This is a genomic window from Streptomyces sp. NPDC002032 (assembly GCF_042890765.1).
Classification (GTDB): Bacteria; Actinomycetota; Actinomycetes; order Streptomycetales; family Streptomycetaceae; genus Streptomyces.
The window spans coordinates 168327-192198 of the sequence record NZ_JBIASM010000001.1 but is presented as its reverse complement, the minus strand read 5'-3'; the positions used below and the strand labels follow the sequence as shown (position 1 = coordinate 192198).

Here is a 23872-nt window from a genome sequence, read left to right as displayed (position 1 = left end):
CGCCTCATTCCTTGTCGAACTCGGCGTCGATGACGTCGTCGTCACCGCCACCCCCGCTCGCGCCGCCGCCGTCCGCGCCGCCCGCGGTGGTGTCCGCGTCCTGGCCGGGGCCGCCCGCGGCTGCGCCCTGGTGGGCCGCGAGCCCGGCGAGCACCTGCTGGAGTTCGGAGGTCAGGGGCCGTACGCGTTCCACGTCCGCCTCTTCCTTGACCGCCGCGCGGGCGTCGGAGACGAGCATCTCGGCGCGCGCCTTCTCGTGCGCGGGCGCCGCGTCGCCCAGTTCGCCGAGGAGCTTCTCCACCTGGTACGCGACGGCGTCGAGCGCGTTGCGGGCGTCGACGGCCTCGCGCAGTGCCTGGTCCTGGCCCTGGTTGCGCTCGGCCTCCTGGACCATGCGTTCGACCTCACCGCGGTCCAGGTTGGAGCTCTCGCTGATGGTGATGCCCTGTTCCTTGCCGGTGTCCCGGTCGCGGGCCCGGACGTTGAGGATGCCGTTGGCGTCGATGTCGAAGGTGACCTCGACCTGGGGTTCGCCCCGGGGCGCCGGCCGGATGTCGGTGAGCTGGAACCGGCCGAGCACCCGGTTGTCGGCGGCTCGCTCGCGCTCGCCCTGGAGGACGACGATGTCGACGGCGGGCTGGTTGTCCTCGGCGGTGGAGAAGGTCTCGGAGCGGCGCACGGGGATGGTGGTGTTCCGCTCGATGATCTTCGTCATCACGCCGCCGCGCGTCTCGACACCCAGCGACAGGGGTGTGACGTCCAGCAGCAGGACGTCCTTGACCTCGCCCTTGAGCACCCCGGCCTGGATCGCGGCACCCAGTGCCACGACCTCGTCGGGGTTCACGCTCATGTTGGGTTCCTTGCCGCCGGTCAGCCGCCGCACGAGGGCCTGGACGGCGGGGATGCGGGTGGATCCGCCGACGAGGATGACCTCGTCGATGTCGCTCTCGCCGACCTTGGCGTCCGTCATGGCCTGCTGGACCGGTCCCAGGCAGCGCTCCACCAGGTCGCCGGTGATCTGCTCGAACGTGGACCGCATGATCGAGTCGGTGAGGTGCTTGGGGCCCGAGGCGTCGGCGGTGATGAACGGCAGGCTCACCTGCGTCTGGGTCACCGTACTGAGCTCGGTCTTGGCCTTCTCCGCCGCCTCGAAGAGGCGTTGCAGCGCCTGCGGGTCCTTGCGCAGGTCGATGCCGTTCTCCTGCTGGAAGCCGTCCGCGAGGTGGTCCACCAGACGCCGGTCGAAGTCGTCGCCGCCCAGGTGACTGTCGCCGGCGGTGGAGCGCACCTCCACCACGCCGCCGCCGACGTCGAGGATGCTCACGTCGAAGGTGCCGCCGCCCAGGTCGAAGACGAGGACGGTCTCGTGTTCCTTCTTGTCCATGCCGTAGGCGAGGGCTGCCGCGGTCGGCTCGTTGACGATCCGCAGCACCTCCAGTCCCGCGATCCGTCCGGCGTCCTTGGTGGCTGTGCGCTGGGCGTCGTTGAAGTAGGCGGGCACCGTGATGACCGCCTCCGTGACTCGTTCCCCGAGCTGCTTGGAGGCGTCGTCGGCGAGTTTGCGCAGCACCTGGGCGCTGATCTCCTCGGGCGCGTACAGCTTGTCGCGCACCTTGAAGCGGGCCGCCCCGCCTTCCCCCTCGACGACGTCGTACGCCACCGCCTTGGCCTCTTCGGAGATCTCGTCGAAGTGCCGGCCGATGAACCGCTTGGCCGAGTAGATGGTGCCCTTGGGGTTGAGGATGGCCTGGCGCCGGGCCAGCTGGCCCACCAGGCGCTCGCCCGTGTCGGTGAAGCCCACCACGGACGGTGTCGTGCGGTTGCCCTCGCTGTTGGGCACGACGGACGGCTCGCCGCCCTCCCACACGGCGATCACCGAGTTGGTGGTGCCCAGGTCGATGCCCACTGCCTTGGCCATGAGGAACTCCTCCCGGTGCGGCGGCACGGCGCCGGCACTGCGGATCCGATCGTTCGGGTGGGGGCGGGACGTCCGGCAGCGGGCCGGACGGCGCGCCCGCGATCACTGCGGAAAGCGAGCCCGTAGAGGGCGACGAGGGCGACGAGCCCGTCGGGACGACGGGGACGACGGGGTCCCCCCAGTCGGCCGGGCCGGAGTGCCGGCCGGTCGGCGCGCCGGGACGAGCCCGCCCGCCCGCCGCTCCGTCCGGAGCGGCCCTACACGGGCCCGTACGTCCGGTACGTCCGGTACGTCAGGCGACGTGCTCGACGGGGCGGGAATCCCGGTCTTCCCAGACTGGCCGACCGCACGGCTCCACGCCTGCCCCCGGCAGGTCGAAAAGCGGCGGGGCCCGTCGGCCCAGGAGCACGAGATACGCCTCTCCGGCAGAGCGGCCGGAGGGGCGTAAGGTGAGAGCCGGATCACACCGGACAAAAGAAGAGCCTCATCTCCTCCCTGAAGGCTCCGGGGAAGGGAGTCATCATGCCCGGCAGCCGGGCGTACCACCTGTACCGCCGCCGCCCCGGCCGTGGGGGCAGCCGTGTACGGGGCAACGCCCGGCGGCACCCCGCCGCCGTGCGGAGGGGGCCCCGCGCGCCCGTCCCCTCCCCCGGCGCGCACGCCCTGCGCGATCTGGTGACGCTCTCCAGCGCCCTCTTCGACTCCCGGGACGAGGCCGAGATCCTGCGCCTGGCCATGGACCACCTGGCCACCATGGGGCCCTACAGCGCCGAGGCCGGATACCTCCAGGTGGACGACGAGCTCGTCCACAGCCCGCGCAAGGCCGGGCACGTCCACGCCACCGCCGTCGACCGGCGGGTGCGGGAGCTGGCCGGGCGGGACGGTCCCGTGACCGTACCCGGCCGGCGCTGGGGCTGGGCCCTGGGCCTGCGCGGTCGTGAAGGGCTCCACGGCTGTCTCGTGGTGACGTCCCGCTCCCGGCCCACCGCGGCCGAGCGCTCCCTGCTCGCCACGCTCGTCCGACACACCGCTGCCGCCCTCTCCGTCGCCTTCGCGCTGCGCCGCCGGCGCGAGGACGCTCTGGAGCTGCACCGGTTGCGGGAGGAGGGGACGGACCTGCGGCGCGAGCTGATCTCCGTCGCCGCCGAGCTGGGGTTCCAGCAGGCCGTGCACGCGCTCATGGCCGACGTCGCCGCCTCGGGCGGCGGCGAGGAGACCATCACCCGCGCACTGCACGGGCTCACCGGGCTCCCCGCGCTGATCGAGGACCGCTTCGGCCGGCTGCGGTCCTGGACCGGCCCGAGCCGCCCCGACCCCTATCCGGAACCGGACCCCGCGCGCCAGGACGACATGCTGCGCGCCGTCGCACGGGAGGCCGGGCCGGTGCGGATCAAGGACCGGCTGGTCACGCTGATCCGCCCGCACGGCGAGATCCTGGGCGTACTGGCCCTGGTCGACGCCCGGGGCGAGGCCGACGAGCACACCGTGCTCGCGCTGGAACACGCCGCCACGTCGCTCGCCCTGGAGCTGGCGCACCTGCGCAGCCTGGCGGAAGTGGAGCTGCGGCTGCACCGTGAGCTGGTCGACGACCTCCTGGCGGGGACGGACGAGGCGAGCGCCTACGCCCGGTCCGAGGCGGTCGGCCACGATCTGCACCGCAGCCACTACGTGGTCGTGGTGCAGTGGTCGAACCGGACGGCGGACGACTCCTTCGCCCGGACCGTGGCCCGGGCGGCCTCGGCCGTGGGCATGCACTCGCTGCTGTCCCCGCGTTCCGGCCACGTGGTCCTGGTCGCCGACGCCAGGCCGCACGCCCGGGCGCTGTACGAGGCGCTCGCCCGGGAGACCGGGACACGGTCCGGGACGATCGGGGTGAGCGCCCCCTGCGACTCCCTGGACGACATCCCCCACCGCTACCAGGAGGCGCAGCGCGCCCTGGACGTGCGCCGCCACTCCCGGGAGCGCTACGGCACGACGTTCTTCGACGAGCTCGGTCTCTACCGCATCCTCGGCCCCGGCAACGGTTTCCGGGAACTGGAGACGTTCGTACACGAATGGCTCGGGGAGCTGATCGACTACGACTCCCTCCACCACGCGACCATGGTGGAGACCCTGTCCCGGTACTTCGACTGCGGCGGCAACTACGACGAGACCGCCGAATCCCTCGCGATCCACCGCAGCACGCTGCGCTATCGGCTCCAGCGGATCCGCGAGATCAGCGGCAACGACCTCGCGAACGTCGAGGACCGGCTGAACCTCCAGGTGGCGACCCAGGTGTGGAAGATCGTGCTGGGCGGATTCGGCTGACGCCCGGGTGTCGGTGGCCTGAAGTACTCTTCCCCCCGCCCCCGCCCCCGCCCCCGCCCCCGCCCCCGCACACCGATCGCAAGGACCAAGAGACTTGACCGGCTCGTCCGCTTTCCCGTTGCCCTTTCACGCATCCCGCTCCCTGCCCTTCGCCACGCCCCGGACGCTGCGGGAACTCCAGATGATGCGGTGCAGCTCCCACATCCGGTCGAAGCCGGAATGGTTCGAGAAGATGAACGATGCCGAGATCGTCGCCCGGTGGACGCGGGAAGCTCTCGCCCAGGGCCTCACCGAGGCGCAAGTTCGTTACGTGCTGGCCGAACTCGCGCATTACGCCGCGCTGCGGGACGGGCGGACCGGAATAGAGGTGTCCGGCGTGGACGGGGTGTGGCAGTCGGACACGCTGGTCGACGAGGAGCTCAGATCCCGGCTGCGCGAGGCGGTACGGGTTCTGGAGGACGTTCCCGAGGCAGAGCGGGACTGGCATCCCGGATCCGGCGGCCAGGTACTGGACTTGGTCCATCCGTCGCTCTTCTGCCTGGTGAGGGAGGCCAGTGGCGGCCCCGAGGAGGCCTGGAAGAACCCGGCGGACCGCCATGCGAAGTACGAATTCTCGGAGAAGTTCCAGTGGCTGCCCACGGATGTCGACGTCAGCGCGGACGGCGAGGTCGCCTTCCGTTCGTACGTCAACAACGTCCATCCCGAGGAGCACCGCGAACTGGCCGCCGTCCTGCCGGAGTTGTTCGGCCGCCTGCGGCCCCTCCTGGAGAACGTGCTCACCGATCTGCGCCATCCGAGGCCCCCGCGGATCGCGGCCGATCCGTACGGGTGGTACGACTCGCAGCCGGAATATCCGGCCAGGTCCTCCTACGCCGATGACGAGGCCTACGCGGAAGCCCGCCGGGCCTGGGAACAGGCCCAGGACAGCTGGTGGGAGAACCGCCGCCCGGTCGTCCCGGACGCCCCGGAATTCACCCCGCCCGAGGTGCCCGACGCGTCCGCCCGGGTCGACCTGCGCGGCCGCCGCCTCCAGGTCATCGTCAAACTCGCCACCCTGCACCTGACCCCGGAACAGCCCGAGTACCCCGGCGGTTCCTGGCACGTCGAGGGGATGCTGAACGAGCGGATCGTCTCGACCGGCATCTACTACTGGGACAGCGAGAACATCACCGAAAGCCGGCTGGGTTTCCGGGCGGCCCTCGACGACCCGGACTACGAACAGAACGACGACAACGGCCTTCGCGAGGTCTACGGCCTGGAGGACGAGGACGCGCTGAACCAGACGCTTGGCTCGGCATCGACCCCGGCGGGCCGCTGCCTGGCGTTCCCGAACGTCCTGCAACACCGCGTCAGTGCGTTCCGTCTCGTGGACGGCGCCCGCCCGGGGCACCGCAAGATCCTCGCGTTCTTCCTGGTCGACCCGTCGACCAGGATCACCTCGACATCCGATGTGCCCCCGCAGCAGCCGTGGTCCGACACCTCCACCATGACGCGCGCCCAGGCCGAGGACTACCGCGAACAGCTCATGCAGGAACGCAAGTTCTTCGTCGACGAACACAACGAGCAGCTCTACGAACGGGAATTCTCCCTCTGCGAACACTGACCGAACCGCCACCGGTCCACAGCTGACGCAATGACCCGGGCGGTCCCCGGTTTCGCCAACCGGGGACCGCCCGTCGCCCTGCGCCCAGGCCGTCAGGCCACGGGGACGGCTCCCCGCCTCGCAGGCTCTGGGGAGGATCAGGCGAGGCAAAACTCGTTGCCCTCGATGTCCTGCATCGTGATGCACGACTCGTTGACGCCATCGGCGCGCTGCGTCAGCACGTGTTTCGCGCCGAGCGTCGTCAGCCGTGCGCATTCGGCTTCAAGTGTGGCCAGGCGCTCGTCACCCACGAGCCCGACGCCGGCCCGCACATCGAGATGCACCCGGTTCTTGACGACCTTCCCTTCGGGAACTCGCTGGAAGAGCAGGCGCGGAGCCACACCCGAGGGATCAGTGCACGCGAAGTAGATCGCATCCTCGGGCGGCAGCGAGCGGAAGCACTCCTCCCACGTGGCGAAGCCCTCCGGGACCGCTGGCATGACGTACCCCAGCACCTCACACCAGAAGGCGGCGAGGCGCACAGGATCCGCGCAGTCGAAGGCCACTTGGAACTGCTTGATCGTTGACATCGGCGCACGATAACAGGGGCGCTGCTCATCTTCCCCGGCGGGTAGATCCGCACGTCGCCGGTAGGAAGACCCCTGCCAGGTCAGTGCCTCCCCCAAGGGGACCTGGGATGCGATCCCGGCCAGCCGCTCTCGTGCTGACAAAGATTAGTTACGGGAAACCCTTAGCATTAATACACACCTTCCGCAATCCACTTCATACGATCGAGTGATGGTCGCCAGTGGATCTATGGATTGGTTTTCCTAACTCCATCAATATGCACGCAGGTTCGATGGCGGCCCCCTGGGTGTGAATGCCCCTCCTCGCGGCTCCAGCGGCGTGGATCGGGTGCCACCATTCCGCTCGTATGCTTTTAACGAGCACAACCGGCGCGGGATTTGACCGACAGGTCGCGCTGCCGCGTGCCTTCTGAAGGGTCTCGGTCATGAACGCTCCTGCGGAACCCCCTCGTTCGAGTGAAGATCAGACGAACTGCCCTCATCGTTGCCGGATCAGGATTTGGATGATCGCGCCCAGGTTCGTTCTTGCGGTTCTCGGGCTGTTCACCGACAACCCTGCCGTACGCACGGCGCACAGGGTCGCCGTCTGGCTGGCTGAACAGGTCCGGGACTCCGAGTGAGGTGAGGATCCACATGACTGAAGCCGTCATCGAAGGCCCCTTTCCACTACCCGCCCCCAAGGAGTGCCAAGAGCAGTGGATCGAGGCGGTGCTGGCCACGGACGGCGTCAACCTTCCGCGTGGGGCGCTGGAGAACGTGGCACCCTTCATCGCCGACCCCGCAGAGACCCTCGGAGACCCGGACTCCCAGGGGATCCGTCGGCTCAAAGCCACAGCAGTGCGCCGCATCCGTACCGATGCCGGTGAGATGTTGGTGGCGATCGTCCGCATGCATGGCGTCGGGGGCGTGCTGTGGGGGCACAACGAGCGGATCAGTTCGATCTGGCGTTCCGTGGCAGACCCCACGGTGGCGCAGGGCACCGAAAAGGCGCTGGCATCGGTGCGCCCCTGGAGCCGTACCGACGACGAGGGGAATGAACAATTCCTCGCCGCCCTGGAGAGTTCCGCGCCGAACCGGCAGGCATTGATCATGGACGCCGAGGACGCCGCGGACGCGTTGTTGAAGTACGACCGGCTGCGGAAGTACGACCTCGGAGAGGATCTGGTCCTCAACGGGCAACAAGAGCCCGGAATGTACGTTCCGCAGTACATCCGATTGCAGGACAATCCGGAGGTGGATTCCGAAGGAAACCGCCTCTACCCCGACGCGTACTGGGGATGGATGGCGGTCCGGGGAAACAATCGAACACAGAAGCGGCAGTCGATCTTCCGTCTGAGTTCCGGCGAGGTACTCGCGGGCGTTCCGGCCGAGAAGCTGGGGCGGACCGAGGGTGGCGTCGTATGCGACCCGCAGGTCTGGCTCGCCGAATTCTCCACCCTGCTCAACCGGGAATTCGCCGCATCGGAAGAGGACTTGGACCCGAAGACCGGCGCGCGGGCACACCGCGCAGCAGCCATCGCCGTCGTGGAGGCACATCTCGTCGTCGGCACCCCGACCCCACAGCGGCTCTACCGCATCGTCCAGATGAGCAATCGTCGCGACCACGTGAACCCGCCGCTGGAGTTCGACGCCGTCGGCCGTTCCCGCGCCCTGGGGCGTGGTGTGCTGGGGATGTTCGTTGCGCGACGGCTCATGGACGAGAAGACGGCGGAGGTGCTCTCCGGCCTCGCTCCGATCCGTGAACTCCCGGCGGCGACGGCGGGCATGACGGTCTCAGAGCTGCGTGACAAGCGTTCCATGGCACTGCTTCAGACACTCTTCCCCGCCGACCCGCTGAAGCGTCACCTCCTCCAGCGGGCACTCAGCGAGAATCCGCCGTCCCAGCTGAAGGCGGCCGAGATCCACCAGCGCGCCCGGGCCTGGTCGGCGCTCACGTCCGAGAGCTACCCGAGGCCGTGGAACCCGAGGATCGCCGAGATCTTCACCACCAAGATCAGGGACGGGGTGACCCTGTCGGAACGCCCGCTGCCCGAACTGCTGGCGGCCGCCGACACCGATCCCGACGCGTTCGAGGAGTTGGTCGCGTACCGCGCCGTCCACTGGCTGGCCGCCTTCTCCCTGGTGGAGCCCGACCGAGGCTCCCTGGACGGCCAGGAGGCGATCGACGAGACGGGGGCCCGCGTGACCCGGGAGCGGCGAACGGTGACGAACGTCCTCCAGGCCCTGCGCCACGAGAGGAAGCGGATGATGGCCGTCGGGGTCCTCAGGTCCCTGGTCGCGGCGATGGACGACGGAGACCGCAGGCCGTGGCGGGTCAGCAGCAACGGGGTGGAACTCCAGGGACGCGAGATGACCCCCCTCTGGTTCGACATGGAGTTCCCCAAGGAGCTGGGGACGCGCCCTCGCAACACCCCCGCACGCACGCCCGTACCCGTCCCCCCGCCCACGCCGCTCCCCACGCCCGTCCCGGCTCCCCTCCCGGCGCACGCCCCTGCTCCCGCCCCCCTGCCCATCCCCGCTCCGGCCGTACCGCACGGCGTTCCCGCGGTGGCCGGAGCCGCCGGCGCTGCCTCCGCCCTTTCCCGGACGGGGACGGCGCCGGCGGGTGTTCCGGTGGGGGCGGCTTCGGGGGACGCTCTCTGGGCGAGGGCCGAGGAGCTGATCCAGGGCATGAGCGAGGGGTCGGCCGAACTCCGCCGAGCACTGGGGGAGTTGCAGGATCGGGCCGTGTCGCCGCCCCTCGGTCGGGGCCGGGCCGACGCGGCCGTGCGGCGGCTCAACCAGACCGTGGCGCGGCTGCGCGAGCTGCCGGAGCTCGTCGAGATGCTGGCGGAGCAGGAGCCCGAGTGAGGGCGGACCTCACGGGTCAGAGGACCTTGGCGAGGAAGGCACGGGTGCGGGCGTGCTGCGGATCGTCCAGGACGGACGCGGGCGGGCCCTGTTCGACGATGACGCCGGCGTCCATGAACACGACCGTGTCGGCGACCTCGCGGGCGAAGCCGATCTCGTGGGTCACCACGATCATGGTGGTTCCGGCGCGGGCGAGGTCCTTGATGACGTCGAGGACCTCGCCGACCAGTTCGGGGTCGAGCGCCGAGGTGGGTTCGTCGAAGAGCAGCACCTTCGGTTCGAGGGCGAGCGCGCGGGCGATGGCCACGCGCTGCTGCTGTCCGCCGGACAGCCGGCGCGGGTAGGCCCCGGCCTTGTCGGCGAGACCCACCCGGTCCAGGAGCCGCCGGGCCGTCTCCTCGGCCCGCGCCCGGGGGCGGCCCAGCGCGGCCACCGGGGCCTCGACGAGGTTGTCGAGGACGGTGAGGTGTGGGAAGAGGTTGAAGTTCTGGAAGACGAACCCGATGCGCGTGCGCTGCTTCAGCACCTCCTTCTCCTTCAGCTCGTACAGCTTGCCGCGGGCGGCTCGGTAGCCGATGAGCTCGCCGTCGATGCCGACCCAGCCCCGGTCGACCTTCTCCAGATGGTTGATGGTGCGCAGGAGGGTGGACTTGCCCGAGCCGGAGGGGCCGAGGATCACGGTGACCTCTCCGGCGCGCACCGACAGGTCGACGCCGCGCAGCACCTCCAGGGGACCGAAGCTCTTGTGGACGCCATGGACCTCGACCATGACGTCGCCGCCCGCGGCCGGTGCGGGTGCGGCCGTCACGGGTGCTCCGGCGGGTTGATCCGTGAGGTGTCGATGGCGGAGGCGGTGGTGCCCCACTTCTTGAGGATCCGCGCGTAGGTGCCGTTCCTGATCAGCTCGTTGACGGCGCCCTGGAGGGCCGGGGCCAGCGGGGAGCCCTTCTTCAGGGCGAAGCCGACGTCGAGGCGGTGGTACTCGCCGAGGAAGGTGGTCTGCGCGGCCGGTTGCGCGGCCTGGTGGCGCAGACCGTTGATCGTCGACATGACGACGTCGATCCGGCCCTGCTGGAGCGCGGTGGTGACGGCCCCGGTCTCGGCGAAGACCTTGACCTCGTACGGCTTCTTGCCGGCCGCCGCGCACACGCCCCGCTGTGCGGTGAGGGTCTTCTCGAAGGTGGTGCCCGCGCCCGTGCCGATGGTCAGTCCGCACAGCTGGGTGAGGTCGGTCACCTGTCCGGTCAGGCGGGTGCTGCCCGTCTTGACCGCGAATCCCTGGCCGTCGTTGATGTACGTGACGAAGTCGATGGTCTTCAGGCGTTCGGTGGTGACGCCGAAGTTGCCGGTGCCGACGTCGTACTTGCCGCTGCCGAGGGCCGGGAGAATCGTCTCGAAGGAGGCGTCCTGCCGGTCCGGTTTCAGGCCGAGGACCTTGGCCGCCGCGTCGGCGAGCTCGATGTCCTGGCCGGCGGGCGGCTTGTCCTGGCCGTTCGGGTAGTACGCCGAGGGCGGTGCGCCGACCGAGCTGCCGACGCGCAGGCGGCCCGCCGTGCGCACCTCGGCCGGGAGGAGCGCGGCGATCGCCTCCACGGTCCGTACGGCGGCGACCGGGTCGTCGGCCGGTGCGGAGGAGACCTGGGCACCCGCCGGTGCCGGGTCCCCGCCGGCGGAGCCGCAGGCGGTGAGGGCCAGCAGGGGCAGAAGGGCGAGGGCCGCCACGAGGGAACGCGGACGGGTGCGGGGGCTCGGGCGAGTGCGGGCCCGGGGGTGGGCGGCGCGCGTGCCGGTCATCCGCGCACCGCCGTGAGGGGCTGGCGGGGGACGCCTGCCGCGTTGCCCGCTCCGGCCGCGGCGTCGCGCCCGGCATCGCGCTCGGCATCGCGCTCGGCATCGCGCTTGGCGACCTCCGCGCGGACGAGCGGGATCACGTACCGGCCGAAGTCGACGGCGTCGTCCAGCAGGTCGTAGCCGCGGGCCGAGAGGATGTCGACTCCGAGGTCGTAGTAGTCCAGCAGGGCCTGGGCGACCGTCTCCGGGGTGCCGACCAGGGCGTTGGAGTTGCCCGCCCCGCCGGTGGCGGCGGCGGTCTTGGTCCACAGCGCGCGGTCGTAGCGCTCCCCCGCCTCGGCGATGGCGATCAGCCGCCGCGATCCGGTGTTCTCGGGCGCGGCGGCCTGGGTGACACCGCCCCGGTGATGGCGTACGGGGCCCGCCTGCCGACGCCGTTCGATGGCGCCGAGCGTGCGGTGCGCCTTCTCCCAGGCGAGCTCCTCGGTGGGGGCGATGATCGGGCGGAACGCCACCTGGATGCGCGGAGCGTCCGTACGCCCCGCCGCCCGCGCGGCGGCCCGGACCTCCTCGATCTGCCGGGCGGTCTCCGCCAGCGGTTCGCCCCACAGGCAGTAGACGTCGGCCTCGGCACCTCCGGCGGCGTACGCGGCGGGCGAGGAGCCGCCGAACGAGACGTCCGGGCGCGGCTGCTGGACGGGGAAGACGTCGCTGACGAAGTCGTGGAAGCGGTAGTGCTCGCCCTCGTGGTCGAAGGGCTCGCGGGTGGTCCAGATCTTCTTGACGATCCGGATGTACTCGCGGGTGCGGGCGTAGCGCTCGTCCTTGGTGAGGGTGTCGCCCTCACGGCCCTGTTCGTGGTCGTTGCCGCCGGTGATGAAGTGCACGGTCAGCCGGCCGTCGCTGATCTGGTCGAGGGTGGCGAACGTCTTGGCGGCGTAGGTGGGGTACGAGACGTTGGGCCGGTGGGCGAGCAGGATCCGCAGGCGGTCCAGCCTGCTCGCGATGTACGCGGCCGCCGGCGCGGGGTCCGGGGATCCGGAGCCGTAGGCGAACAGCACCCGGTCCCAGCCGTGGTCCTCGTGCGCCCGGGCGAGGCGAAGCGTGTACTCCTTGTCGAAGGCGGCGCCGGAGCGTGCGGTGGTTTCGGATCCGTCGTTGGTGGCGGCGATGCCGAGGAATTCCACGGGCATGGGGTGGCCTTGCCTTTCGGATGGTGAGCGGTGGGTCCCGCGGGCGGGCAGGACGCGGCGACCGTCGGCGGGACGGCGGGACCGTGGGTGGGGGAACGTCAGACGTGCTCGGGTGCGGGCGGGGCGGTGCGGGCGGGGCGGTGCGGGCGGGGCGGTGCGGGCGTGACGACGCGGAGCGTCGGAAGGGTCCGGGACGGCGGCAGCGCACACCCGGGCCGACGGGCGGCGCGCCCGTTCGGGGGCGGCCGGCCGCGCTGCCCGGTGGGGGTGCGGAAGGGAGTTCTCGGCCCGCGACGGGGTCACCGAGGGAGGGAAGGGCCGGTCAGACAGCCCGCTGCCGCATCAGGCGCAACACGCGGCGGACCACACGCGACCGAAGTCGATGTAGTCGCGCGAAACGAGGCGCTGATGGGCGTTCATGCGCCTACTTGAACAGGACATCCGGCTCTTCGTCAAGCAACGGCCCGGATCCGGACGGGCGCCGCCGCACCACAGCGGGCGTGGTTGACAGGGGCGGGCGGCAGGCGCATACGATCGACGGCGGAGCGGCTCCCCCGTGCGGGAAGGCCGCTGTGCCCGCGTTGAGGGACGCGGTGAGCGTGATGACCCGAGCAAGGGATTCCCGGCGGCAGCGTGCGGCCGGATGACCCGTCCACGCCCGCGACCCTTCCCTGGAGAGCCTCCCCATGGCCACCCCTTCCGAGGTTTCCGACGCCGCCGGTCCCGCCCTGACGGCCGTCCCCAGCCCCGTCCCCAGCTCCCTCCCCGGCCCCGAGCGGCCGACGCCGCACGGCGGCCGGCACCTGCCGCCGATCGTGCCGCGCCGGCGCACCGGCCGCCGGCTGTCGGCCGCCGCCGCGCTGCTGGTCTTCGCGCTGGTGCTGGTCTCCGTCGTACGCAACGACGCCTTCCAATGGGAGGTGGTAGGACGGTACTTCACCAGCTCCGCCGTACTCGACGGGCTGCTGCTGACCCTGTGGCTGACCGGCGCGGTGATGGCGCTCGGCTTCCTGTTCGGCACCCTGCTCGCGGTGATGCGGCTGTCCGCCAATCCGGTGCTGCGCACGCTGAGCTGGGGCTACGTGTGGGTCTTCCGGTCCACTCCGCTGCTGGTGCAGCTGCTGTTCTGGTTCAACATCGGCGCCCTGTACCCCACCCTCGGCCTCGGTATCCCTTACGGCCCGCAGCTCTTCACCCTCAAGACGGTGAACCTGCTCGGCCCGACCCTCACCGCCGTCATCGGGCTGACCCTCCACGAGACGGCGTACGCGGCCGAGGTGGTGCGCGGCGGCATCCTCTCCGTGGACCCCGGCCAGACCGAGGCGGCGCAGGCGCTCGGCCTGGGGCGACGGCGCACGCTGCGCCGGATCGTCGTCCCGCAGGCGATGCGCTCGATCGTGCCGACCGCGGGGAACATGCTGATCGGCACGCTCAAGGGCACCAGCATCGTCAGCGTGCTGGCCGTCCACGACCTGCTGTACTCGGTGCAGTTGGTCTACAACCAGAACTACCGGGTGATCCCGCTGCTGATGGTGGCCACGCTCTGGTACATCGCCGTCACGAGCGTGCTGAGCGCCGGCCAGTACTACGTCGAGCGGTACTACGCACGCGGCTCCTCCCGCGGTCTGCCGCCCACCCCGGCCCGGCGACTGCGCGTCCGGCTAGCGGCCCTGCGGGGCCGGCTGCACGCGGTGACGGCATCCGGCGGCCACTGACCCGGACGCCGCGCCGGCTGCGGCCCTCCCGTCCGCCCCGCCTCATTGCACCGGCCGGCGCCGTGCCCACGACGGGCGAAAGCGCGAAACGAATTCCCGCGTCCCGATATCGCGGCCGCGGTCATTTAACACTGCGGTCATGGTGCGGCCCATGGACCGGGCGTAGCGTTTTCGGGGAATGGACGGAAAGGGGCTTCGGCTCGAATTCCCTTTCCTCGTAACGGAGTTACCGAGCGAACGGAGGCCGCTGCCCCGTGAAGTTCCTGGCCATCACCCTGATCACCGACACCCCGGACCCGGCGACGGGAGCCGCGACCCCCACGCGCGAGCGGTTCCGGCAGGTGGTCGCCGCGGCGGTGCGGGCGGAGGAGCTGGGCTTCGACGGCTTCGGGGTCGGCGAACGGCACGAGCGGCCGTTCCTGTCGTCGTCGCCGCCCGTGGTACTGGCGCACATCGCGGCGCTGACCCGCCGCATCCGGCTCTACACCGCCGTGACCACCCTGAGCCTGCTGGACCCGGTGCGCGCGTACGAGGACTACGCGACGCTCGACCACCTCAGCGACGGGCGCCTGGAGCTGATGATCGGCAAGGGGAACGGCACGGCGCAGCGCGAGCTGTTCGACGTGACCCCCGAGGACCAGTGGGAGCGCAACTCCGAAGGATACGAGCTGTTCCGGCGGATCTGGCACGAGGACGAGGTGACCGCGCGGCCGCGGTTCCGGCCCGCGCTGAGCGGCGCCGAGGTGCTGCCCCGGCCGTACCAGCGGACGCTGCGGGTCTGGCACGGCAGCGCCACCAGCCGGGAGTCCGTCGATCTCGCGGCGCGCCACGGCGATCCGCTGTTCTCGGCGAACGTCACCCATCCCATCGGCCCCTACGCCGAGCTGATCCGGCACTACCGCGAGCGCTGGGCGCACTACGGGCACGATCCGGCCCGCGCGGTCGTGGGCGCGGGCACGGCGGGCTTCCACACGGCGCCCACCTCGCAAGGGGCGGTGGCCGCGTACCGGCCGGCCTTCGCCCGGTACCTCGACCTGCACCGGGCGCAGGGGCTGGAGCCGGTCTTCCCGACCCTGGAGGACTTCGTCGAGCGGAGTTCGGCGCTGATCGGCAGCCCGCAGCAGGTGATCGAGAAGGTGCACCGCTACCACGAGGAGTTCGGGCACACGGTGCTCCACGTCCAGGCGGAGCCGGGCGGGCTGACCGAGGCGGAGCACCGGGCCTCGCTGGAACTGTTCCAGTCGCGGGTCGCTCCGGTGCTGCGCCGCTCGATCCCTGATCCCGTCTTCCCCTCCTCCCCCGATCTGTAAGGAGCCCGGCCATGTCCCGCACGCCCCTGGGGGTCCTCGACCTCGTCCCGGTCACCTCTGGTTCCACCGCCGCCGAGGCCCTGCACCGCAGCATCGACCTGGCCCGGCAGACGGAACGGTTCGGGTACGCCCGTTACTGGTTCGCGGAGCACCACCTCAACCCCGGGGTCGCCGGGACCTCCCCGGCGGTCGTGCTCGCGCTGACCGCCTCCGCGACCACGAAGATCCGCCTCGGGTCGGGGGCCGTGCAGCTGGGGCACCGCACCGCCCTGTCGACCGTCGAGGAGTTCGGCCTCATCGACGCCCTCCACCCGGGCCGCCTCGACCTCGGTCTGGGCCGCTCGGCGGGCCGGCCCCAGGCGCCCGCGCCCGACGCGGAGCCGCCCTTCGAGGGGTGGACGGCGGGCGGGCTGAGGATCCCGGCGCGCTTCTCCTTCGCCCCTCTGCTGGGCCACCCGCGCCTGGCCCTCCAGCAGCGGCTGCTGAACCTGCCCGGGGCGCGGCCGCAGGACTACGCCGCGCAGGTGGCCGACGTACTGGCCCTGCTGCGCGGCGAGTACCGCTCCCCGGAGGGCGTCGAGGCGCATGCCGTCCCCGGCGAGGGGGCCGACGTACAGGTGTGGATCCTCGGCAGCAGTGGCGGGGTGAGCGCCGAGACCGCGGGCGCGAACGGGCTCCGCTTCGCCGCGAACTACCACGTCAGCCCGGCGAGCGTGCTGGAGGCGGCCGAGGGTTACCGGGCCGCGTTCAAGCCCTCGGCCGGGCTGGAGCGGCCCCACCTGACGGTGTCCGCCGACGTGGTGGTCGCCGAGGACGACGCCGGGGCCCGTGAGCTGGCCACCGGGTACGCGCCGTGGGTGCGCAGCATCCGGACCGGCGAGGGCGCCATCCCCTATCCGTCGCCCGCCGAGGCGCGGCGGCTGCCGTGGACGGAGGCCGATGACGCCCTGGTGGCCGACCGGGTGGAGACGCGGTTCGTAGGCTCCCCCGCGACCGTGGCCGACCACCTGGAGCGGCTCCGGGAGGCCACCGGCGCCGACGAACTCCTGATCACCACCATCACCCACGACCACGCCGACCGGGTCCGCTCGTACCGGCTGCTCGCCGAGGAGTGGGCGCGCCGGGACTGACGCGGAACCGGGCGGCGGGGTCCGGGGGTGCCGTGCATGGGGTGCGGGGCATGGGATGCCGTGCATGGGGTGCGGGGTTAGGGCACCGGCTGCTGCTGGGTGACGCAGTGGATGCCGCCCCCGCCCGTGCCGAGGCGGTCGATGTTGAGCTGCTCGACCGTGCGGCCGGGGAAGAGCCGGGTCAGGGTGGCCTTGGCGGCGGCGTCGGCCCGGGTGTCGCCGAACTGGCCGCTGATGACGGCGCCGTTGCACACGTAGTAGTTGGCGTAGGAGGCGAGGAAGTCCCGGTTGGTGGAGCGGATCTTGCCGTAGTCGGGTCCCTGGAGCTTGTCGACGGTCATGCGGGCGCCGCCCGCGCTCGTGGCCGCGGCGAGGACCTGGTACTGCTGCCGGGCGTCCTTGGCGTACGCGTCGTTGTCCGAGGCCAGGGGCATCTGGACGAGGGCCTTGCCGGGGGCCAGGAAGCGGGAGGTCGCGTCGACGTGGTCGTCGGTGATGTCCTGGCCGCTGACGCCGTCGAACCAGATGACCGTGGAGGCGCCGTAGGCGGTGCGCAGCGCGGCCTCGACCTGTGCCTGGGACATGTTGGGGTTGCGGTTGCGGTTCACCAGGCTGCTGCGGGTGGCCATCAGGGTGCCGGCGCCGTCCTGTTCGACGGCGCCGCCCTCGCCCACCAGGGCCGCGGCGGTGAAGGGGGCGCCGACGTAGGCGGCGATCCGGCCGGCGACGAGGGCGTCCTTGGAGTGGGTCTGCTTGTTGCCCCAGCCGTTGAAGTTCAGGCCCACGGCGTCGAGGCCGCCCGCCCCGTCCGTGCGGAAGACGGGGCCGGTGTCGCGCATCCAGCAGTCGTCGACGGGGATGGTGGTGACGACGGTGACGGCCGGACCGCACTGGGAGCGGGCCTTGGCGGCGCCGGCCGGGTTCGCGCAGAGGAACACCGGCTCGTACGCGGCGATGGTGCGGGCGATGAGGGCGATGTCCGACTGGACCCCGCTGAGGGTGCTGCCCCAGATGGAGGTGCTGTCGGGCCACGCCATCCAGGTGCGGGTGTGGCGCACGTCCTCGCTCGGGACGCGGAGGGTGCCCGCCGCCGGGGCGGGACGGGCGGCCGCCCGGGCCCGTCCTTCGGCCGCAGCCAGCGCGGCGGTCGCGGCGGTGAGTCCCGCGGCCGCCAGGAAGCTGCGCCTGGCCATGCCGCCGGCGGGCGGGCGTGCTGCGTGATCGTTCATGAGGGGTCTCCTTGGGGGGCAACTCCCCGCAGCGGTAGCGGGGTTGACCCGAAAGCTAAAACTGGCCAAGCGCTCGGTCAATAGTTTCGACGCGGTCATTCCGGCGGTTCGGGAGAAGCCGCAGGTGGCGGGTTGGAGGATCGTTAGAGTGACGCCATGGCCGCATCCGCGAAGAACCCACCGGACCAGTCCGCTCCCCCTGCGCGCACGCGGCGGCCCCGGGTCTCGGCGAAGGGCGAACAGACCCGGGCCGGGCTGATCGCCGCCGCCCGGACCCTGCTGGCGGGCGGGATGAGCGAACGGTTCACCACGCGCAACGTGGCGGCGCTGTGCGGCGTTTCGCACGGAATGTGCCACTACCACTTCCAGGACCGGACCGATCTCGTCCTGGCCGTCATCGAGGACATCCGGCCCGAGTGGATCCACCCCCTGGAGGAGGCGGCTTCCGCCCCCGGGCCGTTCCAGGAGCGGGCCGAGCGGGTGGTCGGGCTGCTGGCCCGGCCCGAAGGCGCGGAACTCTCCCACCTGCACTCGGCGTTGCACTGGCACGCCCTGAACGACGCCCGGGTCCGGGAGTCGCTGGAGGCGGAGTACGTGCGCTGGCGCGGCTGCTTCGTCACGCTGTTCCGGGTCCTGGCCGAGGAGCGGGGCGGGGGCGTCGACCCGGTCCTGCTCGGCGAGGCCGTCGCCGCCGCCGTGGACGGCCTCGCGGCTGCCGAGTCGCTGGGCTCCGAGGTCGACTCCGGCGCGGTGCTGCGCACGTTGATCCGTACGCTCGCCGCCGGGACCCGGCCCGGGAGCTGATCCGCGCGGCCGCCCCCGGCCACAGCGCCCGCCCGCCCCCGGCGACAGTGCCGGCCCGCCCCCCCCGGCTACAGCGCCCGCCGGGCCTCGGCGATGGCCGCCGGATCCCAGCCCGGGCGGGGTACGGACTCCAGCAGCAGCCGGGTGTACGGGTGCCGGGGTGCGGCCAGCACCTCCTGGGTGCTGCCCTGTTCGACCACGGCCCCGTGCCGCATCACGACGATCTCGTCGGTGACGCACCGTACGACGCCGAGGTCGTGGGTGATGAAGAGGTACCCGATCCCCGTCTGCTCCCTGACGTCGGCCAGCAGGTTCAGGATCTGCGCCTGCACGGAGACGTCGAGCGCGGCGACGGCCTCGTCCAGGACGAGGACGGCCGGTTCGACGGCGAGGGCCCGGGCGATGGCGACGCGCTGGCGCTGACCGCCGGAGAGCCGGCGCGGCAGGGCGTCGGCGGCCCGGGTGCCCAGACCCACCTGGTCGAGCAGTTCGCGTACGCGCCCCGCGTGGTCGCGTCCGGGGAAGTGCAGGCCCAGCGTTTCGCGCAGGGCCGCTTCCACGCTGGTGCGCGGATCGAGGGAGAGGTACGGGTCCTGGAAGACCATCTGGATCTCGCGGGCGCGGGCCAGGCGCGCGGCCCGGCCCCGGGCGTGCCCGGTCCGGGACCGGCCCCGGACCAGAACGTCCCCGTCGTCGGCGCGTTCCAGGCCGACGACGATGCGGGCCGTGGTCGTCTTGCCGGATCCGGACTCGCCCACGATGCCCAGCGATCCGCCCTCGGGGAGGGCGAAGGAGACGTGGTCGACGGCGCGGACGGAGCCGAAGGAACGGCGCAGCCCGGTGACCTCCAGTACGTTATCGGGCATCGACGGCGCTCCCTTCGAGCAGGTCGCTGTGGTGGCAGGCGGCCCGGTGCGCCGGCCGGCCGGGGGCGGCCGACTGCTGCGGGGCGCGCTGGTCGCACACCTCGGTGGCCAGCGGGCAGCGGGCGGCGAAGGCACAGCCGTGCAGCGGTTCCCGCAGGTCCGGCGGCTGGCCCTCGATGGCGGCGAGCCTGCCTCGGGGGCCGTCCATCCGCGGGGTGGAGGCGAGGAGGGCGGCGGTGTACGGGTGGCGGGGGCGGGAGAAGAGGACCTCGGCCGGGCCGGTCTCCACGATCCGTCCGGCGTACATGACGTAGACGCGGTCGCTGATGGCGGCGGCGAGGTCCAGGTCGTGGGTGACGAACAGCAGGGCGGTGCCGAAGCGTTCGCGGAGCGCGGCCAGGAGGGCGATCACCTCGGCCTGGCTGCTGACGTCGAGCGCCGTGGTGGGCTCGTCGGCGAGCAGCAGCGCCGGGTCCCCCATGAGGGCCGCCGCGATGACGACCCGCTGGAGCATGCCGCCGGAGACCTGGCCGGGGTACTTGCGCAGGACCGCTTCGTCCAGGCCGACGGCCCGCAGGAGTGCGAGGGCGCGCGCGGTGGCGTCCGTACGGCTCATGGCGCCGGTGAGGGTGACGCTCTCGGTGAGGAAGTCCCCGATGCGGCGCAGCGGGTTGACGGCGGCGCGCGGGTCCTGGAAGACCATGGCGACGGAGGTGGCGCGTACGTCGCGCAGCCGGCCGGTGTCCATGGCGAGCACGTCCTCGCCGGCGACCCGGACGGCACCCTCGACGACCGCACCGCGCGGCAGCAGGTTCAGGGCGCTGCGGGAGGTGAGGGTCTTGCCGGAGCCGGACTCGCCGACGAGGGCGACGGTCTCCCGGGCGGCGACGGTGAGGTCGACTCCGTCGAGGACGGGCCGGGCGGTGCCGGGCAGCGTGATCCGCAGCCCCTGGATGTCGAGCGTGTGCGGGGATTCCACGGCTGTCTCCGGGCTGCCGGAACCGACGGGGCCGGTCGGACTGGTGGGGCCGGTCGGACTGGTGGGGCTCGTCTGGGTCATCGGTCCCTCCTGGCGATGCGGTCGGCCCATCGTTCGCCCACCACGTTGAAGGCGACCACGGTCAGCACGATGAAGGCACAGGGCAGGACGGCGGACAGCGGGTAGCCGTGCTGGACGGCGCTCTGCCCGTCGAAGACCATGCGGCCCCAGTCGGGCGTGAGGGCCGGAACGCCCAGTCCGAGGAAGGACAGGCCGGCGAGGTCCATGAGGGCGTACCCGAAGTTGACGGTGGACTGCGCGAGGACGACCGGGGCGATGTTGGGCAGGATGTGGCGCAGGCAGATCTGGAGCGCCGAGTGGCCCTGGACCCGGTAGGCGCTCACGTAGGGGCGGGCGCGTTCGGCGAGGACCAGCGAGCGGGTGAGCCGGCTGACGTAGGGCAGGTAGGCGACGGCCAGCGCGAGGACGGGGGCGAGCAGCCCTTCGCCGTAGACGGAGATGATCAGGATGGCGAGCAGCATGCCGGGGAAGGCGAAGACCAGCTCCGTGCTGCGGGACAGGACGGAGTCGAGCCAGCCGCCGCGCCAGGCGGCGGCCGTGCCGACGGCGATGCCGGCGACGGTGGAGAAGACGACGACGCCCAGCGGGCCGAGCAGGGAGGTGCGCGCGCCGAGCAGCAGCCGGGAGAGGGTGTCGCGGCCCGCGGCGTCCGCGCCGAGCGGGTGCGCGGCGGAGGGTCCGGCGAGGGCGTTGCCGAGGTCGACGGCGTTGGGGTCGTGGGGCACCAGCCAGGGGGCGAGCAGGGCGGCGAGGACCACGACGGCGACGAGGCCCAGGCACAGCAGGTGCAGCGGGGAACCCGTGGCGCGGATCCGGCCGAGGCCGGGGCGGCGGGTGAGGACGGCGCTCATGCGGCGGCCCCTCTCGTGCCGAGGGTGACCCGTGGGTCCACCAGGGGCAGCAGCAGGTCCACGACCAGGTTCACGGCCATGAAGAGGGCGACGATGATCAGGGAGATGGCCTGGACGGTCGGGAAGTCCTTGGTGGTGGTGGACAGTTCGAGGAGCTGGCCGATCCCGCCGATGCTGAAGGCCGTCTCCACGAGGATGGTGCACACCAGGAGGGTGGAGACGATCAGTCCGCCGGTGGTCAGGACCGTCCCGAGGGAGTTGCGGAAGACGTGCCGCCGGATGACCTGCCGTTCGGGGACGCCCCGGCTGCGGGCGACGGTGACGTGCTCGCTGTCGAGGGCTTCGAGCATGGCCGAGCGGGTGACCCGGGCGAGCATGCCGATCAGGTAGAGCGCCAGGGCGACGGCGGGCAGCGCGAGGTGCCAGAGCATGTCGGCGAGTCCGTCGCCGGCGCCGCTGCTGGGGAACCAGCCGAGCTGGACGGCGAAGAGCCCCTGGAGCAGGACGGCCGCGACGAAGGAGGGGGTGCCGACGGCGAAGGTGGTGGTGACGAGGATCGCGGAGTCGGTGCCCCCGCCGCGGACGGCGGCGATCCGGCCCAGGAACAGACCGACGGCGACGACCACGACGAGGGCCATGGCGATCAGCAGCAGCGTCACGGGCAGCCGGTCCGCCAGCAGGTTCGATACGTCGGTGCGGTAGGTGATCGAGCGCCCGAAGTCGCCCCGCACCACGTCCCCGAGCCAGCGGAAGTACCGTACGAGGAAGGGGTCGTCGAGGTGGTATTGGGCGTTGATCGCGGCGAGGGCCTCCGGGGAGGCCGACCGGCCGGCGAGCAGGAAGCTCGCCGGGCTGCCGGGGGCCAGGTACAGGGCGCCGAAGACCACGAAAGAGGCGACGAACAGGGTGGCGGCCATCTCCGCCACCCGTCGTACGGCGAAGCGGACGAAGCTCACTGTGCGGCCCCCACGTCGGCGGCCCACGGGTAGTACATGTACGAGATGGTGGTGGGCGCCCCGGTGATCCGCTTGCCCAGGAACAGCGCGGTCGGCCATTCGGCGACGGGGATCCACAGCAGCTGCTCGGAGGCCCGGTGCTGGAGCTTGGCCTCGATCTCCAGCCGTTCCCCGACGGGGTAGACGGCGGCGGCCTGTTCGACGAGACGGTCGTACTCGGGGTCGCTGTACCCGCCGAAGTTCATGTACGCGCCGGTCTTGAAGTTCGACAGCAGGTCGAGGGGGTCGGTGATCGAGTCGTAGTAGGTGAGCGGGAACATGTCGATGCCCTCGCGCGCCCCGGGGTCGGTGAACAGCGCGGTGAAGGCGTTCGGGGCGATGGTCTTCAGTTTGACGTCCAGGCCGATCCGGGTCCCGGCCGCCTGGACGGCGGTGGCGAGGAGGGAGACGTCCTGACCTATGGAGCTGGTGGCCATGGTCAGGGTCTTGCCCTCGGCCCCGGCCTCCTTGATCAGGGCCTTGGCCCGCTCGATGTCCTGGCCGGTGGGCGGCAGGCTGTCGAAGGCCGTCTTCAGGGTGTGCTCGGGGGCGGCGGCCCAGGCGGCCCGGGTGGTCAGGGAGTTGGTGGCGGTGCCGGCGCCCCCCAGTCCCGCCTTGACGAATCCGCCGCGGTCCAGCGCCAGCGACAGGGCCCGGCGGACGCGGACGTCGCCGAGGGGGCCCTTCATATCGGTGACGTTGACGTTGACGGTGCTCAGGCCCTCACCGAAGTACAGGGTGCCCGCGCCGCTGTCGCGCAGGCGGGCGTAGCTCTCGGTGGGGATCAGGTAGCCGCCGTCGACCTCTCCGCTGAGCATGGCGTTGGTGCGGCCGGAGGGGTCGGTGAGGATGCGGAAGACCGCCTTCTTCGCCTTGGCCTTGGTGCCCCAGTAGCCGTCGAAGCGGTCGAGTTCGATCGACTGGCCCTTGTTCCACGTGCCGAGCTGGAAGGGGCCGGTACAGGCGAGGCCGCCGGTGGTGCCGTAGTCCTTGCCCGCCGCCTCGACCGCCGCCTTGGAGGCCACCACTCCGGCGGCGGTGGCCATGTACTGGGGGAACTGCGAGTCGGGCTTCTTGAGCGTGACGGTGACCTGGAGCGGGCCGCTCTTGGTGACGGCGGAGACGTTCTGGAAGACCTGGGCCCAGGCGGCGGCGTTGTCGGGGTCCCGCTGCCGGCCGAGGCTGAAGACCACGTCGTCCGCGGTCATCTCCTTGCCGTCGTGGAAGCGCACGCCGGGGCGCAGGTCGTAGACCCAGGTGGTGGGATCGGGGTTGGACGCCTTCTGGGCGAGACCGGGCTCGGTGGTCAGGCCCGGGGTCCAGCGCATCAGGCTCTCGCACACGTTGGACAGGATGGTGTTCTGCGGGTAGTCGAAGGCCACCGTGTAGTCGAGGGTGGGCGGTTCGGCGTACAGGGCCCAGCTGAAGGAGTCGATGTCGCCCCGGGCGGGGGGCGTGGAGGCGGAGAGCCGGACGTCGGTGAGGCCGCCGCTGTCCTTGGGCGGACCGCCGCAGGCCGTGAGCAGGGCGAGGGAGGTCAGGGCGGCGGTGGCGAGGGCCGCGGCGCGGCGGACGGCCCCCCGGTGGGGGCGTCTGCTCGCGCGGGGTGGGGAGGTGGTCATCGTCGCGCTCTCTTTTCCGTGAGGGATGCGGGGGGAGGAGCGGGCGGACCGGCGGCGCGGTC

General features: G+C 71.9%; 18 protein-coding genes. 7 read left to right on the top strand and 11 right to left on the bottom strand.

From position 1 onward, the window contains the following. Window positions 1-4 precede the first annotated feature (4 nt). A complete protein-coding gene (gene dnaK / locus ACFYYT_RS00880; protein WP_351821746.1) occupies window positions 5-1918 on the bottom strand; it encodes a molecular chaperone DnaK in 1914 nt (637 codons plus the stop codon). A 522-nt stretch (window positions 1919-2440) separates the two neighbouring features. Here dnaK and ACFYYT_RS00875 point away from each other — a divergent pair. Next, entirely contained in the window at window positions 2441-4225 is a 1785-nt protein-coding gene (locus ACFYYT_RS00875) for a helix-turn-helix domain-containing protein (protein ID WP_351821748.1), read from the top strand. A 94-nt stretch (window positions 4226-4319) separates the two neighbouring features. Then, the gene (locus ACFYYT_RS00870) at window positions 4320-5828 is read left to right on the top strand and encodes a DUF4246 domain-containing protein (protein ID WP_351821751.1); all 1509 of its coding nucleotides are present in this window, start codon (window positions 4320-4322) and stop codon (window positions 5826-5828) included. 137 nt (window positions 5829-5965) lie between these two features. Here the strand turns inward: ACFYYT_RS00870 and ACFYYT_RS00865 are convergent, their stop codons facing one another. Continuing rightward, window positions 5966-6397 carry a VOC family protein gene (locus tag ACFYYT_RS00865; RefSeq protein WP_351821753.1) on the bottom strand — a complete coding sequence of 144 codons (432 nt, stop codon included), beginning with the start codon at window positions 6395-6397 and terminating at the stop codon, window positions 5966-5968. A gap of 630 nt (window positions 6398-7027) precedes the next feature. Here ACFYYT_RS00865 and ACFYYT_RS00860 point away from each other — a divergent pair. Then, window positions 7028-9244, top strand: coding sequence for a hypothetical protein (locus ACFYYT_RS00860; RefSeq protein WP_351821756.1), 2217 nt, complete (start codon window positions 7028-7030; stop codon window positions 9242-9244). Window positions 9245-9260: 16 nt separating this feature from the next. Here the strand turns inward: ACFYYT_RS00860 and ACFYYT_RS00855 are convergent, their stop codons facing one another. From ACFYYT_RS00855 to ACFYYT_RS00845, 3 genes are read right to left on the bottom strand one after another with little or no spacing between them, the layout of a single operon-like run. Next, window positions 9261-10013, bottom strand: a complete 753-nt coding sequence (locus ACFYYT_RS00855; RefSeq protein ID WP_351821797.1) for an amino acid ABC transporter ATP-binding protein — start codon at window positions 10011-10013, stop codon at window positions 9261-9263. A gap of 35 nt (window positions 10014-10048) precedes the next feature. After that, window positions 10049-11038: an ABC transporter substrate-binding protein gene (locus ACFYYT_RS00850; protein WP_351821759.1), complete on the bottom strand. Its 990-nt coding sequence runs from the start codon at window positions 11036-11038 to the stop codon at window positions 10049-10051. Continuing rightward, the gene (locus ACFYYT_RS00845; protein ID WP_351821762.1) at window positions 11035-12228 is read right to left on the bottom strand and encodes an LLM class flavin-dependent oxidoreductase; all 1194 of its coding nucleotides are present in this window, start codon (window positions 12226-12228) and stop codon (window positions 11035-11037) included. Before ACFYYT_RS00845 ends, ACFYYT_RS00850 begins: the two co-directional genes overlap by 4 nt. A gap of 686 nt (window positions 12229-12914) precedes the next feature. Here ACFYYT_RS00845 and ACFYYT_RS00840 point away from each other — a divergent pair. The 3 genes from ACFYYT_RS00840 to ACFYYT_RS00830 all read left to right on the top strand — a co-directional run bounded on the left by ACFYYT_RS00840 (window position 12915) and on the right by ACFYYT_RS00830 (window position 16383). Further along, window positions 12915-13943, top strand: a complete 1029-nt coding sequence (locus ACFYYT_RS00840) for an amino acid ABC transporter permease (protein ID WP_351821765.1) — start codon at window positions 12915-12917, stop codon at window positions 13941-13943. Between the two features lie 254 nt (window positions 13944-14197). Then, a complete protein-coding gene (locus tag ACFYYT_RS00835; protein WP_351821768.1) occupies window positions 14198-15253 on the top strand; it encodes an LLM class flavin-dependent oxidoreductase in 1056 nt (351 codons plus the stop codon). 11 nt (window positions 15254-15264) lie between these two features. Then, window positions 15265-16383 (top strand): LLM class flavin-dependent oxidoreductase, encoded by a 1119-nt coding sequence (locus tag ACFYYT_RS00830; RefSeq protein WP_351821771.1) that lies wholly within the window; start codon window positions 15265-15267, stop codon window positions 16381-16383. A 77-nt stretch (window positions 16384-16460) separates the two neighbouring features. On the opposite strand, the gene ACFYYT_RS00825 is transcribed toward ACFYYT_RS00830, so the two are convergent. Further along, window positions 16461-17612 carry an agmatine deiminase family protein gene (locus tag ACFYYT_RS00825; RefSeq protein WP_351821773.1) on the bottom strand — a complete coding sequence of 384 codons (1152 nt, stop codon included), beginning with the start codon at window positions 17610-17612 and terminating at the stop codon, window positions 16461-16463. 156 nt (window positions 17613-17768) lie between these two features. Between ACFYYT_RS00825 and ACFYYT_RS00820 the strand changes: the two genes are divergently transcribed. After that, window positions 17769-18416 carry a TetR/AcrR family transcriptional regulator gene (locus ACFYYT_RS00820; RefSeq protein WP_351821776.1) on the top strand — a complete coding sequence of 216 codons (648 nt, stop codon included), beginning with the start codon at window positions 17769-17771 and terminating at the stop codon, window positions 18414-18416. Between the two features lie 68 nt (window positions 18417-18484). Here the strand turns inward: ACFYYT_RS00820 and ACFYYT_RS00815 are convergent, their stop codons facing one another. Genes ACFYYT_RS00815 through ACFYYT_RS00795 form a run of 5 tightly spaced genes read right to left on the bottom strand, consistent with a single transcriptional unit; the run spans window position 18485 to window position 23810 of the window. Next, the gene (locus tag ACFYYT_RS00815; RefSeq protein ID WP_351821779.1) at window positions 18485-19282 is read right to left on the bottom strand and encodes an ABC transporter ATP-binding protein; all 798 of its coding nucleotides are present in this window, start codon (window positions 19280-19282) and stop codon (window positions 18485-18487) included. Beyond that, entirely contained in the window at window positions 19272-20342 is a 1071-nt protein-coding gene (locus ACFYYT_RS00810) for an ABC transporter ATP-binding protein (RefSeq protein ID WP_351821782.1), read from the bottom strand. Before ACFYYT_RS00810 ends, ACFYYT_RS00815 begins: the two co-directional genes overlap by 11 nt. Continuing rightward, on the bottom strand, window positions 20339-21193 hold the full coding sequence (locus ACFYYT_RS00805) for an ABC transporter permease (protein WP_351821785.1): 855 nt from the start codon (window positions 21191-21193) through the stop codon (window positions 20339-20341). Before ACFYYT_RS00805 ends, ACFYYT_RS00810 begins: the two co-directional genes overlap by 4 nt. Next, window positions 21190-22149 (bottom strand): ABC transporter permease, encoded by a 960-nt coding sequence (locus tag ACFYYT_RS00800; protein ID WP_351821788.1) that lies wholly within the window; start codon window positions 22147-22149, stop codon window positions 21190-21192. The genes ACFYYT_RS00805 and ACFYYT_RS00800 overlap by 4 nt, the downstream gene beginning before the upstream one ends. After that, complete coding sequence (locus ACFYYT_RS00795; protein WP_351821791.1) at window positions 22146-23810, bottom strand: ABC transporter substrate-binding protein; 1665 nt, start codon at window positions 23808-23810, stop codon at window positions 22146-22148. The genes ACFYYT_RS00800 and ACFYYT_RS00795 overlap by 4 nt, the downstream gene beginning before the upstream one ends. Window positions 23811-23872: the final 62 nt, after the last annotated feature.